Here is a 14,738-nt window from a genome sequence, read left to right as displayed (position 1 = left end):
GTCACGGGGCTTTTCCGGGGCTTCACGGTGGGGTACGCGGCCGTGTGAGGTGCCGCGCCATGACGTGGAGTGACTCGCAGTGAACCGGATGGCCTCGCCTCGCGTCTCCCGTGACGAGGCCACCCGGGGAGGGACCGTCCCATGCGTCGTCCGAGACGTCCGCAGCTGCCGCGACTACCGCGACTACCGGAGTTCTTGCGACCGCGGCTGCCGCGTACCCGTACCGGGCAGCGCCGCGCCGTGCAGGCCGTGATGGCCGGGTGCGTGCTGGCGCTGCTCCCGTCGGCGTGGATGTTCACGGTCACGGGCGACCGGCTGCGGACGGCGGCGGACGTGCCGCGCACCGGGGTCGCGGTCGTCTTCGGGGCCGGGCTGTGGCAGGGCGAACCGTCGCCGTATCTCGCGCACCGGCTGGACGCGGCGGCGCAGCTGTACCGGTCCGGCCGTATCCAGGTGGTCCTGGTCACCGGCGACAACAGCCGCGAGGACTACGACGAGCCGGACGCCATGCGCGCCTATCTCACGAAGCGGGGTGTGCCGGACGGGCGGATCGTCAGCGACTACGCCGGCTTCGACACCTGGGACTCCTGTGTACGGGCCAAGAAGATCTTCGGCGTGGACGAGGCCGTACTGATAAGCCAGGGCTTCCACATCCGGCGCGCGGTCGCGCTGTGCCAGGAGGCGGGCGTCGAGTCGTACGGGGTCGGGGTGGACGACGTGCACGACACGACCTGGTACTACGGCGGGGCCCGCGAGGTGATGGCGGCCGGGAAGGCGCTCCTGGACGCGGTCTTCGAGCCGGACCCCACGTTCCTGGGGCCCCAGGAGCCGGGCGTGGGGCGGGCGTTGGCGACCGCCAAACAGTCCGCCAAACAGTCCGCCGAGCAGTAGGAACGAGATGGATGTCACGCCGTCGACGGGGTTTGACGGCGATCGCTCACTCTGCCGCGTGAAAGCGGGTCCGCAGCGTTCTGTAGTCAACTGACTATGGATAGTGTCTTTTTCAGCAGCCCGGACCTGCAACTGGGCTTGATGGGAAGGACACATGATGACTGGACTTCGTACCGCTTTCGTCGCCGCCATGGCGGCCGCGCTGCTGTCGGTGCCGGGTGCCGTGACGACCGCCTCGGCGGAGAGCGACGGGTCGCTGAGGGAGCCCGGGTGCGCCAAGCTCCGTGGCTCGGGCTGGGGATGGGCCGACATCCACAACGCGTGCGGCCACACGATCTACGCCACTGTCGAAGTCGACGGGTGGGACCCCGATTGCATCCAGATCGGGCCCGGCGCGGTCGGGCGCATCGGCCTGGAGCCGGGCGACGAGCCGTACTACGCGTACGAGTGCTGAGCGGGGGCCACGCGAGCGGGTCGCGCGTGCGTGGCCGCGCTCAGACGGCCGGTGAGCGTGGCCGCGCTCACGCGGCTGGGTGAACGCGGCTGAGCGAGCGTGGTTGAGTCAGCGCGGCTGAGTCAGCGCGGCTGAGTCAGCGCGGTCTCCGAGCGGGCGGCGGGGCGGAAGCACTGGCGGGTGCTTCCGCCCCGCCGCCCTTCCTCGTGCGGGCGCCCTCACGGTCGGCCTCACGGTCGGGTGGTTCGGGCGGGGAGGTCCCCGTGCCTGCCGCGTAACGGCGTGCGTCGTGCCGTGTAACACGCCGGACGCACGCTGGACGGTATGCAGACCTCCGTGACGCCCACCCACTGCCCGTACTGCGCGCTGCAGTGCGGCATGAACCTGACGCCCGTGCCGGACGGCGACGGGGGCAGCGTGGTCGAGGTGACGGAACGCACCGACTTCCCGGTGAACCGGGGCGCCCTGTGCGGCAAGGGCCGCACCGCGCCCGCGCTGCTCTCGTCCCGGGTACGGCTGACCTCCCCGCTGGTGCGCACGGACGGCGAGCTGCGGCCGGCCGGCTGGGACGAGGCGCTCGACCGGATCGCCGAGGGGTTGTCCCGCACGCGTACGGAGCACGGCCCGGACGCGTGCGGGGTCTTCGGCGGGGGCGGGCTGACCAACGAGAAGGCGTACACGCTCGGCAAGTTCGCCCGGGTGGCGCTCGGCACCTCGCAGATCGACTACAACGGACGCTTCTGCATGTCGTCCGCGGCGGCCGGCGGCATCAGGGCCTTCGGCCTGGACCGGGGGCTGCCCTTCCCGCTGGAGGACATCCCGAGGACGGGATGTGTGATCCTCGTCGGTTCGAATCTCGCCGAGACCATGCCGCCCGCGCTCCGCTACCTCACGGAGCTGAAGGAGAACGGCGGCAAGCTGGTCGTCATCGACCCGCGCCGCACGCGCACGGCCGAGCAGGCGGACCTGCATCTGGCGCCGCGTCCCGGCACGGATCTCGCCCTTGCGCTCGGGCTGTTGCACCTGGTGGTGGCGGAGGGCCGTACGGACGAGGCGTACATCCAGGAGCGTACGAGCGGCTGGGAGGAGGCGCGGGCCGCGGCGATGGCGCACTGGCCGGAGTACGTGGAGCGGATCACGGGGGTGTCCGTTCCCCAACTCCGCGAGACCGTACGGATGTTCTGCGAGCCGGAGTCCGCGATGGTGCTCACCGCGCGCGGCCCCGAGCAGCAGTCCAAGGGCACGGACACGGTCAACGCGTGGATCAACCTGTGCCTGGCGACCGGGCGGGCGGGGCGGCCCCACTCCGGGTACGGCTGTCTCACCGGGCAGGGCAACGGACAGGGCGGGCGTGAGCACGGGCAGAAGGCCGACCAGTTGCCGGGTTACCGCAAGATCGACGACCCGGCGGCGCGGCGGCATGTGGCCGAGGTCTGGGGTGTCGACCCCGACTCGCTGCCGGGGCCGGGCCGCAGCGCGTACGAGCTGCTCGACGCCATGGGTACGGACATCCGCTCGTTGCTGGTGATGGCCTCGAACCCGGTGGTGTCCGCGCCCCGGGCCGCCCATGTCGAGGAACGGCTGCGGTCGCTGGACTTCCTGGCCGTCGCCGACGTGGTGCTGTCGGAGACGGCTGAGCTGGCGGACGTCGTCCTCCCCGTCACCCAGTGGGCCGAGGAGACGGGCACGACGACCAACCTGGAGGGCCGGGTCCTGCTGCGCAGGCAGGCGATCACGCCGCCGGACGGCATCCGCAGCGATCTGTACGTGATGCGGGAACTGGCCGCCCGCCTGGGCGTGGAGAAGGGCTTCCCCACGGACCCGGAGGAGGTCTTCGAGGAGCTGCGGCGGGCGAGTGCGGGTGGGGCCGCCGACTACTCGGGGATCACCTATCGGCGGTTGGTGGAAGAGGGTGGAGTGTTCTGGCCTTGTCCGGCGGAGGAGGCAGATGAGAGGGGGGCGCATCCCGGTACGCCCCGGCTGTTCCTCGACCGGTTCGCCACCCCGGACGGCCGCGCCCGGTTCGTCGCCGTGAGTCATCGGCCGTTGGCGGAGGAGCCGGACGAGGAGTACCCGGTGCTGCTGACCACCGGCCGGGTGGTCTCCCAGTACCAGTCGGGTGCGCAGACGCGCCGCGTCGACGAGCTGAACGCCGCCGCGCCCGGTCCCTTCGTGGAGTTGCACCCCCGGCTGGCCGAGCGGCTCGGGGTCGTGGAGGGGGAACCACTGGCCGTGGTGTCGCGGCGAGGGCGGGCGGTGGCGCCGGCGCGGATCACGACCACGATCCGGGCCGACACGGTGTTCATGCCGTTCCACTGGCCGGGAGAGGGGCGGGCCAACACGTTGACGAACCCGGCGCTCGATCCGGTGTCGCGGATGCCGGAGTTCAAGGGGTGCGCGGTTCGGGTGGAGCGGGTGGGGAGTGTTACAGCCCCGCGCCCCTGAAGGCAGAAGATTGCGCCGTTCCCCGCGCCCCTTACGGGGCACTCCAGACTCGCGCGAGGTCTGGGTGGCCGCCCCTGTTCACGGCCGGGGCGGCCACTTCGGTGTGGAGGGCGGGTTGGGCATTCAGTGAAGTGCGTGCGCGCCACGCGACCCGGCTTCGTGGCATGTGCGGTCGGACTCCGGCCCTACGACGTCCAGTTCGCACCAGACGGCCTTGCCGACGGTCAGCGTCTGCACGCCCCAGCGGTCGGCCACCTGTCCGACGATCAGCAGCCCGCGCCCGAACATCTCGTCCGCGGTCGCCTCGCGGAGGTTCGGCCGTAACTCCCCCTTCGGGTCGGACACGGCGATCCGGACGGCCTTCTCGGTGAGGGTGAGTTCCACCCGAAAGAGCCGCTCGCGGACGGTGCCGTGCAGTACGGCGTTGCTGCCCAGCTCGGACACCAACAGGGCCGTATCGGCAGCCAGTTCCGGGTGGCCCCAGTCCGTGAGCAGACGGTGCGCTCGGCGCCGGGCGAGGGTGACGCTTCTGGGAAGCGGGGTGTAGTCGAGGCGGTCGTACCGGAGAGCAAGGGGTTCGTCGGGGGCGATCATGCCGCTCACCTTCAGGCAGGGGCGAGCGGCGCCGGGCTGCAACTGACGTCGCTCTGTGATTGGTTCGCCACCGACGGTAAGGGCGAGCGCTCGCGGCACGCAAGTTCCCCCCGGAGGATTTCCTCCGAACGGGGTTTGCGAGCCACCGCGCTCCACGCCAAACTGACAGCGCACCAGCCAGCCAGGAGGAACACCAACGTGACGACGACCCCATCGACGCAGGGCTACAGCACGTCCACCGTCCTGGGGCGCCGATTGGGAGGCGAACTCCTTCAGTTGCGCATCGCGGCGAACTTGACACAGACCCACGCGGCCAAAGCGCTCACCGCATCTACGACGAAGGTCGCGAAGATGGAGCGCGGTTGGGTCCCCATGCGCGATCCGGACATCCGGGCGCTGTGCGAGCTGTACTCCGCCCATGACCCCGGCGTTGTCGGACGGCTTCTGGAACTGGCGAGGATCGATCGCGAGCGCCGCAAAGCCAAGGGGTGGTGGGACGACTACACGACGCTCGGCGTCATGCAGGAGTACGTCACGCTGGAGAACGCGGCGACGGGCATCAAGACATGGCAGCTCGGGTTCATCCCGGGACTTCTGCAAACCCCGCAATACGTGCGGGGTTTGAGGAAGTCACCGAGGCGTCTGGAAACACCGGCCTCGCGCAAAGAGGGAGACGAGGAGTTCATCGCCGCGCGGCTCGCACGGCAGCAGCGGCTCTCCGACGATCCACCACTCCGACTGCAGGCCGTTCTTCACGAGGGAGTATTGCGGAATCTGCCTCTCAGCGTGGAGGCAGCTCGTGAACAGCTCGATCACCTGGTCGAGGTGAGCAACTTGCCGAACATCACTCTCCAGGTGTACCCATTCGGCGGCGGAGTACATCAAGGCATGAACGGCCCGTTCAACATCATCTCGTTTGCCGAGCCGGGCGCCATGGACGTCGTCTACTACGAGTCCGTGCTCACGCAGACGTGGATCGAGGGCGGAGAAGGAGCTGCCACCTATGTCGAGCTGTTCGAGAAAATCGCCGGATACTCCCTGACTGAGCGGGAATCCCTCTCACTCCTCCACACCGTCCGCAAGGAACTGTGAGCCGTGCCTGTATTTCAATACCGCAAGTCCACCTACAGCGACACGCTGGCCGAGTGCGTCGAAATAGCCACCAACATCCCCACCACCATCGCCATACGCGACTCCAAGCACTCCCCCGGCCCCGCCCTCCACATCCACCCCACCACCTGGACGGCCTTCCGCACCGCCCTGGTGAACGGGCACTGGCCACGCCCGAAGGAGCAGGCGACGGCCGATCAGTTTCTCCGTGATCCACAGTCATAGAGCCGAAACCCGCTGAGAACCAGCTACGAGACACCGAGGAAACCCCAGATGCGCACGCTGATCAGCTCCGCCTTCATCTCCCTCGACGGCGTCGTGGAGGGCCCGGGTGGCGAGCCCGGTTACCGGAACTCGGGATGGACCTTCAAGGACGTCGAGTTCCTCGCCGAGGCGTTCGAGATCAAGGGCCGGGAGCAGGAGGAAGCCACCGCGATACTGATGGGCCGCACCAGCTACGAGGCTTTCAGCCCCATGTGGCCCGACATGGAGGACTTCGCCGGCTACAAGGCGATGCCGAAGTATGTCGTCTCCACCACTCTCACCGAGAGTGACCTGGTCTCGAACTGGGGGGAGACCACGATCCTGCGTTCCGTCGACGAGGTCGCCGCGCTGAAGGAGACCGAGGGCGGCTCGATCATCGCCCACGGCAGCGCCTCCCTCAACCAGGCCCTTTCGGACGCCGGCCTGATCGACCGCTACCACCTGCTCGTCTACCCGTTGCTGCTCGGTGCGGGCAAGCGTCTGTTCAGCGCCACCGACAAGGACACCCAGAAGCTGAAGCTGGTCGAGCACGAGGCCTACGCCAACGGCCTGCAGAAGAACGTCTTCGACGTCGTCCGCTGACCGGCCCTCGCCGACGCCGAGTGAGGACCAGAAAACCTCAAGTCCCGTACGGGCGGACCGCCTTGGCCTCCCGCAGCGCCGCCCCCCACCACCCCAGCTGGTCCAGCATCACCTTCGCGGCCGCGTCCGGGGCCGCGGGGTCCCGGTGGCGGCCCTCGTCGTCGAAGGACGCGCCCGCGTTGTGGAAGGACACCGTGTCGCGGACGGTGACGGCGTGCAGTTCCGCGAAGACCTGGCGGAGCTGTTCGACGGCCCGCAGGCCGCCCGAGACCCCGCCGTACGAGACGAAGCCGACCGGCTTGGCCCGCCACTCCTCGTAGTGCCAGTCGATCAGGGTCTTGAGCGAGGCGGGGAAGGAGTGGTTGTACTCGGGGGTCAGGACGACGAAGGCGTCCGCGGCGGCCAGCTTGGGTGTGATCTTGGCCAGCTCGGCGGTCACCTCGGGGGCCGGGGAGTAGGAGAGGACCGTCGGCAGTCCGGCGTCCGCCGTGTCCACCACCTCGGCCGTGAGGTCGTCGCGTTCGCGGAGCCGGCCCAGGAGCCAGTCCGCGACGACGGGACCGAAGCGGCCCTCCCGGTTGCTGCCGATGATGACGGCGACCTTGAGGGGCGAGGAGACAGGCGCGGGAAGAGATGCGGATACGTCCGCTGTGAGGTTCATGAGCCGAGCCTCACACCTCAACCAAACTTGAGGTCAAGGCTGCCCCGACGGGAACCGGTCACCCGTTCACACGTGCCGCCCGCTCTCTTCGGGATCTTTTTGCCGCAGCACTCCTCATACCCCGGTGACCTGGTGAAACGTCGCCGGAACGGCGCCGCGCGTCCCCCACCTGACACCCGTTCACCGCACTTCTGGCGTGCCATCAGGAGGCGTACGTCCCCGACTGCCACTTACCTCGGTAGGGCAGGGCGTGACCGACGCAGCGACACATGGGGGTGTCGCGGGTCGCGCCCCCTCGACAGGAGCGAGCACGATGCGCACAGTCCGCCTGCTGACCGGTACCGCGCTCGCCGTCGCCTCGGCGGCCCTCTGCGCGGCGCCCGCGTACGGGGCGGGTGCGGACACGGGTGGCGCGGGATCCATCGAGCTCTATCCGGCCACCGTCGCGCCCGGCGCGGAGGTCACCGTGAACACCGCGTCGTGCGAGGCCGACGACGCCGTGTCGGGTGACGCCGGGTCCGTCGGCGCGGGCGGTTTCGCGCTGATCCCCAGCGCGCACGAAGAGGACGCGGTCGGACAGTTCGAGGTGCCTCCGTCCGCACAGCCCGGCACGTACGAGATCGTCGTGCGCTGTTCGAGCGGCGCGCGGATGACGGGCGACCTGGTGGTCACGCTCACCTCCACCCAGGAGAGCAGGCCGCAGACGCAGGTCCATCCGCGGGGAAGTGTGAAGACGGGGGTCGGCGGCGCACTCGGCCCCGACCCCGTGCAGACCGCGGCGGGAGTGGCCGCCCTGGCCGTCGCCGCCGCGGGCGGTACCTGGCTCCTGCATCGCCGGGCGAGAGGCGACGGGATCTGACGGACACCCTCCGCTGTCCACCGGTACCGCCGTCCCCTCCTCCTCCGGGCCCGACGCCCCTCGCGGCTCGGAGGAGGACGCGGGACCCATGGAACGTCACAGGAGGAGAGGGGGCCCCGGGTGCGAGTGCGTCCGTTCAGCAGCATCTCGAACTTCTCGAACCTGTCGAACATCTCGATAGCCGCCGCCACCCTCGTCGCGCTGCTCTGCGGCGCCTGGCTGCTGCACCGCGGCGCCCAGACGCACGCGCCGCCCCAGCCGTCGGCCGCGCAGGCCCGCGCGGGCGGTCATCAGAACGGCCATGTGGACCGGCCCGCCGTCCACGCGCTGCCGCACTCAGCGCCCGACCGCGTCCGTATCCCCTCGATCCGGGTGGACGCCCCCCTCATGGGCCTCGGCCTCTCCCCGCAGGGCAGCCTCGACGTGCCGCCCGCCGGCCGGAAGAACCTCGCCGGCTGGTACGAGGCCGGCACCGCGCCCGGCGAGAAGGGCACCGCGATCGTCGCCGGCCATGTCGACAACGCCGAGGGCCCCGCCGTCTTCTACCGGCTCGGCGCCCTCAGGAAGGGCAGCACGATCGAGGTCGGACGCCGGGACGGCAGCGTCGCCCTCTTCTCCGTCGACGCGGTCGAGGTGTACGACGCCCGCGACTTCCCGGACGAGCGGGTGTACGGGGCCGCGGGGCGCCCGGAGCTGCGCGTGATCACCTGCGGGGGCGGCTACTCGGTGGGCACCGGCTACCAGGGCAACGTGGTCGTCTTCGCCCACCTCACGGGCAGCCGGCGGTCCTGATCGTCGCGGGGGCGGCGGGGCTCAGAGCCAGAAGTCGTACGCCAGCTTCGCCACCAGCGCGAACACCACCGTCAGCAGCACGCCCCGTACGAAGCCGCTGCCCTTCTTGAGCGCGGTGCGCGCCCCTGCCATGGCGCCGACGAGGTTGAACACGGCCATCAGCGCGGCCAGCTGCCAGAACACCGTGCCCTTCCAGGCGAAGGTCGCCAGCGCGCCCGCGTTGGTGCAACAGTTGATGATCTTCGCGGTGGCGGAGGCCGACACCAGGTCGAGGTGCAGCAGCGCGGTCAGGGCGAGCACGAGGAACGTGCCCGTGCCGGGGCCGACCAGCCCGTCGTAGAAGCCGATGCCCAGTCCCGCGAGTCCGATCGCGGCGAGGACGCGGCGCGGTGAGACGGGCTCGGCCGAGGGGGCCGCACCGAACGCGGGCTTCATGATCACGAAGGTGCCGACGCCGAGCAGGACGACCATGACCACCGGTTTCAGGATCTCGGTGCTCATCCCGGTGGCCACGAACGCCCCGGCCGTGGATCCGGCGAGCGCCGCGAGACCGATCCGTACCGCCGTGCGGACGTCCACGGGCGCCTTGCGCGCGTACGTCACCGCCGCGCCAGTCGTCCCGACGATCGCCACGGCCTTGTTGGTGCCGAGCGCGTACTGGGCCGCCGAGCCCGTGTTCGGCAGGCCGAGCAGCAGCGCGGGGAGGAGGAGCAGGCCGCCGCCGCCCACGACCGCGTCGATCCAGCCGGCCGCGAGGGCGGCGAGGCACAGGACGACGACCATGGTCAGCGATATGTCGGGCATGATCGCGACCTTATGGACGAGATAGATGCGCCGTCCACGAATGCTGTGAACCTTGAGGGACTTCTGAGCTTCCCGGCCAGGAGGATGTCGGCCGCCACCGCGAGGTTCGACGGCGGCACGGGTGCCGCGGGTGCCGCGGGCGGCGCGGGCGGCACGGGCGGCACGGGCGGCGCACCGGGGGAGGAGCCGGGTGGGGAGCCGGGTGGGCGTGTGCCGAGGGAGTGGTTGGCGAGGCAGCGCTGCCATCGGGCCGCCGCCGCTCGGCCGCCGGCCAGGCCCACCGGCACGGCGGCCGGTAGCGCGTACGCGACCCGCCGCCGGGTCCGCGCGGTGAACGGCTCGCCCACGAGCTGCCGGACCCGTACGGCTATGTCGTCCCGGACGGGCGGCTGCCGGATGCTCGCACGGAGCCGGGGGGTCGGGAACCGCCCTCCAAGAACCCTCACATCCGCGTCCGGGTCCCGCTGAGGGCAGCGTTCCCCGCGGGAAACAGTGGTGATGCGGCCGGGTAACACCGGCACCGCACGCTGCGGTACATGACCTCGAATACGCGTGTGGTGGTGATCGGCGCCGGCCTCGCGGGCGTACGGCTCGCCCGCAGGCTCGGAGAGCTCGGCGTGTCCGCCGTACTCGTCGGCGAGGAGGAGCACACCCCGTACAACCGGGTGCTGCTCGCGGAGGTCCTGGCGGGGCGGTACGCCCCCGAGGTCATCGCGCTCCCGACGCCCGAGCGGCTGACCCGTGGCCGGGTGGTGCGCATCGACCGCGCGGAGCGGCAGGTGCACCTCGCCGACGGTGCGGTGATCGCATACGACACGCTGGTGCTGGCCACCGGCTCGAACCCGGTGCTCCCGCCGCTGCGCGGACTGTTCGCCGCCGATCGGCACGAACTGCCGGCGGGCGTGCACGCGTTCCGGACGATGGACGACTGCCTGGGCCTGTCCGACGCCGTACGGCAGGACACCAGGGCCGTCGTCATCGGCGGCGGACTGCTCGGCGTCTCGGCCGCCCGCGCGCTCGCCGAACGCGGCGCGCAGGTGGTCCTGGCCCAGCAGGGCGAACGCCTGATGGAACGCCAGCTCGACCCGTCGGCCTCCGCGTTGGTGCTCCGGCACCTCAAGGACCTCGGCGTCGAGGTGCACACCGAGAGCCGGGTGCGCGGCGTGCGCTGCGTCGGGGGCGCGGTCCGCTCGGTCGAGATGGCCGACGGATACACCCTCGGCGCCGACCTGGTGGTGCTGGCCTGCGGAGTGCGTCCGCGCGCGGGCCTCGCCCAGGACGCGGGGCTCGCCGTGCACAAGGGAGTCATCGTCGACGACGAGCTGCGCACCTCCGACCCGCACATCCGGGCGATCGGCGACTGCGCGCAGCACGACGGCCAGGTGTACGGACTGGCCGCACCGGCGCTCGAACAGGCCGACGTCCTGGCCGAGTTGCTGGCCGCACCACTGAACGTGTCACCGGCCGGGACCGCACCCGCGAAGGGCGCCGCCGGTTACAGCGGCACCCGCGCCCTCACCCGGCTGACCCTCGCCACCGGCAGCTCCCCCGCCACCCCCGGCTCCGGCGGTCCTCTCGACCTCGCCGCCTTCGGGGAGCACACCGCGCTCCCCGGGGACGACGTCATCCAGCTCACCGACGCCACCCGCGGCACCTACCGCAAGGTCGTCGTCCGCGACGACCGTCTGGTCGGCGGGGTGCTCGTCGGCGAGCTCGGCACCGTCGGCGCGCTCGCCCGCGCCTGGGAGGGAGCGGAACCGCTCCCCACGGACGGCGCCCCGCTGCTCCACCTGCTCACCAACGATGGAGGCTCCTGATGTCCACGACCGCACCGGTGGGAACTGGCCCCCGCCCCACGATCGTGCTCGTCGGCCACGGCATGGTCGGCCAGCGCTTCCTCGAAGCGCTGGCCGAGCGCGGCCTGACCGCCACGCACCGGGTGGTCGTGCTGTGCGAGGAGCCGCGGCCCGCGTACGACCGCGTGCAGCTCACCTCGTACTTCTCGGGCCGCACGCCCGAGGAACTGTCCGTGACGGACATGGAGTTCATCGAGGAACACGGCATCGAGCTGCACATCGGGGACCCGGCCGAGACCGTCGACCGGGCCGCCCGGAAGGTCACCGCCCGCTCGGGTCTCGTCCTCGGCTACGACACGCTGGTCCTCGCCACCGGCTCGTTCCCCTTCGTGCCGCCCGTGCCGGGCAAGGACGCCGACGGCTGCTTCGTCTACCGCACCATCGAGGACCTGCTCGCCATCGAGGAGTACGCGAAGGCGCGGGCGACGACCGGCGCGGTGGTGGGCGGCGGGCTGCTCGGACTTGAGGCCGCCGGTGCGCTGAAGGGACTCGGACTCAGCACGCACATCGTGGAGTTCGCGCCCCGGCTGATGCCCGTCCAGGTCGACGAGGGCGGCGGCGCCGCGCTGCTTCGCACCATCGAGAACATGGGCCTCACCGTCCACACCGGCACGGGTACGCAGGAGGTCGTCACCGGCGACGACGGCGCCGTGACCGGCATGAAACTCTCCGACGGCTCCACGGTCGCCACCGACCTGGTGGTGTTCTCGGCCGGTGTACGCCCCCGGGACCAGCTCGCCCGCGACTGCGGACTCACCGTGGGCGAGCGCGGCGGCATCAGCGTCGACGACCAGTGCCGTACGGTCTCCGACCAGCACGTCTTCGCGATCGGTGAGTGCGCGCTGGCCTCGGACGGCCGGGTCTACGGCCTAGTGGCGCCCGGCTACGAGATGGCCGAGACGGCCGCCGCCACGATCGCCGCCGCCGCGGCCCCCCTCACCGACACCGCCGACGCGGCCTCCTTCACGGGCGCCGACCTCTCCACCAAGCTGAAGCTCCTCGGTGTCGACGTCGCCTCCTTCGGTGACGCGCACGGCGCCGCCGCCGACTGCCTCGACGTCGTCTACTCGGACTCCCGCTCGGGCACGTACAAGAAGCTGGTCATCGGGCCGGGTGGTGAGCTGCTCGGCGGCATCCTGGTCGGTGACGCGGACGCGTACGGCACGCTGCGGGCGTTCACCGGTTCGGTGCCGCCGATCGCCCCGGAGCAGCTCGTGCTGCCGGCCGGCGCGGGTGCTCCCGTCCAGCTAGGCCCGTCCTCCCTGCCGGACGAGGCGATCATCTGCTCCTGCCACAACGTCACCAAGGGCGCGATCCGCGGCGCGGTGACCGAGCACTCGTGCACGACGGTCCCGGAAGTCAAGAAGTGCACCAAGGCCGGTACCGGGTGCGGCAGTTGCGTCAAGGTGCTCGGTCAGCTCGTCACCTCCGAGCTGGAGGCGAGCGGCGTCGAGGTCGACAAGGGCCTGTGCGGCTGCTTCTCCCAGACCCGCGAGGAGCTGTACGAGATCGTCCTCGCCCTGCGCATCTCCTCGTACCGGCAACTCCTCGACCGGTACGGCCGCGAGGACGCGCGGGGCGGCGACGGCTGCGAGGTCTGCAAGCCCACGGTCGGCTCGATCGTCGCGTCCCTCGCGCCCACGATCGGCGCCGAGAACTACGTCCTGGGCGGTGAGCAGGCCGCCCTCCAGGACACCAACGACCACTTCCTCGCGAACCTGCAGAAGAACGGCTCGTACTCGATCGTGCCGCGCATCCCCGGCGGCGAGATCACCCCCGAGAAGCTCATCGTGATCGGCGAGGTGGCGCGGGACTTCGGCCTCTACACGAAGATCACGGGCGGTCAGCGGATCGACATGTTCGGCGCGCGGGTCGAGCAACTGCCGTTGATCTGGTCCCGGTTGGTGGACGCGGGCTTCGAGTCCGGGCACGCGTACGGGAAGTCGTTGCGGACGGTCAAGTCGTGCGTGGGGCAGACCTGGTGCCGTTACGGCGTCCAGGACTCGGTGCGCATGGCCATCGACCTGGAGCTGCGCTACCGGGGCCTGCGGTCCCCGCACAAGCTCAAGTCGGCGGTGTCCGGGTGCGCCCGCGAGTGCGCCGAGGCCCAGTCGAAGGACTTCGGCATCATCGCCACCGCGGCGGGCTGGAACCTGTACGTGGGCGGCAACGGCGGCGCGACTCCGCGCCACGCGGACCTGCTCGCGCAGGACCTCTCGGACTCCGAACTGATCCGTCTCATCGACCGGTTCCTGATGTTCTACATCCGTACGGCCGACCGCCTTGAGCGCACCTCGACGTGGCTGGAGCGGCTTCCCGGCGGCCTTGACCACGTCCGCGACGTGGTCGTGGAGGACTCGCTGGGCATCTGCGAGGAGTTGGAGTCGCTGATGACCGCGCATGTCGCCGCCTACCGCGACGAGTGGGCCGAGACCATCAACGACCCGGAGAAGCTGTCCCGCTTCGTCTCGTTCGTGAACGCGCCGGACACGCCCGACCCGGTCGTCGGCTTCGTCCCGGAGCGCGACCAGATCAAGCCCGACCTGCCGCTGCTGACCATCGGCACCCGTCCCCTGGAAGGAAGCGCCCAGCGATGACGCTCGCACCGGAGACCACGACGCTCAGGGTCCAGCTGCGGCTGGCCGAACCGAACGACACGGCCGGGACCGCCGCTACGGCCGGTACGGCCGCCGCCGACGACTGGTTCGCGGTGTGCGACCTGTCCGTGCTGCTTCCCGGGCGGGGGGTGGCGGCGCTGCTGCCGGACGGGCGGCAGGTGGCGGTCTTCCTGGACCGTACGGGCCGCATGTACGCGATCGACAACCGCGATCCGTTCTCCGGGGCGGCCGTGCTGTCCCGCGGGCTGACCGGCTCCCACCAGGGGCGGCCGTTCGTGGCCTCGCCACTCCTGAAGCAGCGGTTCGACCTGGCGTCGGGGGTGTGCCTGGACGACGAGTCGGTGCGGGTGACGACGTACGAGGTACGGGCGCACTGAGGTTCTGACCTCAGTGCGGGTGGGGGGCCGTTCGCGCAGTTCCCCGCGCCCCTGAAGGGCCGGGGCCCGGGTTCGTCCCACGACTGCGGGCCGTGGGGGTTGCCCGCGCAGTTCCTCGCGCCCCTGCAAGCGGGGGTCCCGCTCGACCGACAACGTGCGGGTCGCATGTGGTTGCCCGCGCCGTTCCCCGCGCCCCTGAAAGCGGGGCTGCGCCCCTGCTTTCGTCTTTTGGGGGCGCGGGGAACTGCGCGGCCGACCCCCACCGGCCCGCAGAGGCCCGTAAGGGGCGCGGGGAACGGCGCAATCGGCCCCCATCGGCCCGCACGGCCCTCCGCGACGCCCGCCCGCCCGGCAGCCAGGGCCGGCCCCGTAAGGGGCGCGGGGAACTGCGCGGCCGACCCCCACCGGCCCGCAGAGGCACCCGCGCCGCA

14 protein-coding genes are annotated in these 14,738 nt (G+C 71.2%); 11 read left to right on the top strand and 3 right to left on the bottom strand.

What is annotated here, in order from left to right:
• Window positions 1-141 precede the first annotated feature (141 nt).
• The 3 genes from ACIOKD_RS24125 (at window position 142) to ACIOKD_RS24115 (ending at window position 3,790) form a co-directional block, all read left to right on the top strand.
• Window positions 142-891 carry a vancomycin high temperature exclusion protein gene (locus ACIOKD_RS24125; RefSeq protein ID WP_402087519.1) on the top strand — a complete coding sequence of 250 codons (750 nt, stop codon included), beginning with the start codon at window positions 142-144 and terminating at the stop codon, window positions 889-891.
• A gap of 154 nt (window positions 892-1,045) precedes the next feature.
• Window positions 1,046-1,345 carry a hypothetical protein gene (locus tag ACIOKD_RS24120; RefSeq protein WP_402087516.1) on the top strand — a complete coding sequence of 100 codons (300 nt, stop codon included), beginning with the start codon at window positions 1,046-1,048 and terminating at the stop codon, window positions 1,343-1,345.
• A 324-nt stretch (window positions 1,346-1,669) separates the two neighbouring features.
• On the top strand, window positions 1,670-3,790 hold the full coding sequence (locus tag ACIOKD_RS24115) for a molybdopterin oxidoreductase family protein (protein ID WP_402087513.1): 2,121 nt from the start codon (window positions 1,670-1,672) through the stop codon (window positions 3,788-3,790).
• A 123-nt stretch (window positions 3,791-3,913) separates the two neighbouring features.
• Here ACIOKD_RS24115 and ACIOKD_RS24110 read toward each other — a convergent pair whose 3' ends face one another.
• Window positions 3,914-4,384, bottom strand: a complete 471-nt coding sequence (locus ACIOKD_RS24110; protein ID WP_402087510.1) for an ATP-binding protein — start codon at window positions 4,382-4,384, stop codon at window positions 3,914-3,916.
• Window positions 4,385-4,582: 198 nt separating this feature from the next.
• Here ACIOKD_RS24110 and ACIOKD_RS24105 point away from each other — a divergent pair, with 198 nt between their 5' ends.
• Genes ACIOKD_RS24105 through ACIOKD_RS24095 form a run of 3 tightly spaced genes read left to right on the top strand, consistent with a single transcriptional unit; the run spans window position 4,583 to window position 6,340 of the window.
• Complete coding sequence (locus ACIOKD_RS24105) at window positions 4,583-5,476, top strand: helix-turn-helix domain-containing protein (protein WP_402087507.1); 894 nt, start codon at window positions 4,583-4,585, stop codon at window positions 5,474-5,476.
• Window positions 5,477-5,479: 3 nt separating this feature from the next.
• Window positions 5,480-5,719, top strand: a complete 240-nt coding sequence (locus tag ACIOKD_RS24100) for a DUF397 domain-containing protein (RefSeq protein WP_402087505.1) — start codon at window positions 5,480-5,482, stop codon at window positions 5,717-5,719.
• 48 nt (window positions 5,720-5,767) lie between these two features.
• A complete protein-coding gene (locus ACIOKD_RS24095; protein WP_402087502.1) occupies window positions 5,768-6,340 on the top strand; it encodes a dihydrofolate reductase family protein in 573 nt (190 codons plus the stop codon).
• A gap of 37 nt (window positions 6,341-6,377) precedes the next feature.
• Here ACIOKD_RS24095 and ACIOKD_RS24090 read toward each other — a convergent pair whose 3' ends face one another.
• Window positions 6,378-7,001: an NADPH-dependent FMN reductase gene (locus ACIOKD_RS24090; protein ID WP_402087500.1), complete on the bottom strand. Its 624-nt coding sequence runs from the start codon at window positions 6,999-7,001 to the stop codon at window positions 6,378-6,380.
• A gap of 313 nt (window positions 7,002-7,314) precedes the next feature.
• Between ACIOKD_RS24090 and ACIOKD_RS24085 the strand changes: the two genes are divergently transcribed.
• Entirely contained in the window at window positions 7,315-7,860 is a 546-nt protein-coding gene (locus tag ACIOKD_RS24085; RefSeq protein ID WP_402087498.1) for a hypothetical protein, read from the top strand.
• Window positions 7,861-7,986: 126 nt separating this feature from the next.
• A complete protein-coding gene (locus ACIOKD_RS24080; RefSeq protein ID WP_402087588.1) occupies window positions 7,987-8,652 on the top strand; it encodes a class F sortase in 666 nt (221 codons plus the stop codon).
• A 21-nt stretch (window positions 8,653-8,673) separates the two neighbouring features.
• On the opposite strand, the gene ACIOKD_RS24075 is transcribed toward ACIOKD_RS24080, so the two are convergent.
• On the bottom strand, window positions 8,674-9,456 hold the full coding sequence (locus ACIOKD_RS24075; protein ID WP_402087495.1) for a sulfite exporter TauE/SafE family protein: 783 nt from the start codon (window positions 9,454-9,456) through the stop codon (window positions 8,674-8,676).
• A 536-nt stretch (window positions 9,457-9,992) separates the two neighbouring features.
• Here ACIOKD_RS24075 and ACIOKD_RS24070 point away from each other — a divergent pair.
• From ACIOKD_RS24070 to nirD, 3 genes are read left to right on the top strand one after another with little or no spacing between them, the layout of a single operon-like run.
• Window positions 9,993-11,273, top strand: a complete 1,281-nt coding sequence (locus ACIOKD_RS24070) for an NAD(P)/FAD-dependent oxidoreductase (protein ID WP_402087492.1) — start codon at window positions 9,993-9,995, stop codon at window positions 11,271-11,273.
• Window positions 11,273-13,909: a nitrite reductase large subunit NirB gene (gene nirB / locus ACIOKD_RS24065; protein ID WP_402087489.1), complete on the top strand. Its 2,637-nt coding sequence runs from the start codon at window positions 11,273-11,275 to the stop codon at window positions 13,907-13,909. Before ACIOKD_RS24070 ends, nirB begins: the two co-directional genes overlap by 1 nt.
• A complete protein-coding gene (nirD, locus tag ACIOKD_RS24060) occupies window positions 13,906-14,307 on the top strand; it encodes a nitrite reductase small subunit NirD (protein WP_402087487.1) in 402 nt (133 codons plus the stop codon). Before nirB ends, nirD begins: the two co-directional genes overlap by 4 nt.
• The last annotated feature ends 431 nt before the right edge of the window (window positions 14,308-14,738 follow it).

It is taken from the genome of Streptomyces sp. NPDC087844 (genome assembly GCF_044742785.1).
Taxonomy (GTDB): domain Bacteria; phylum Actinomycetota; class Actinomycetes; order Streptomycetales; family Streptomycetaceae; genus Streptomyces.
This window is presented reverse-complemented; position numbering and strand designations above follow the sequence as displayed.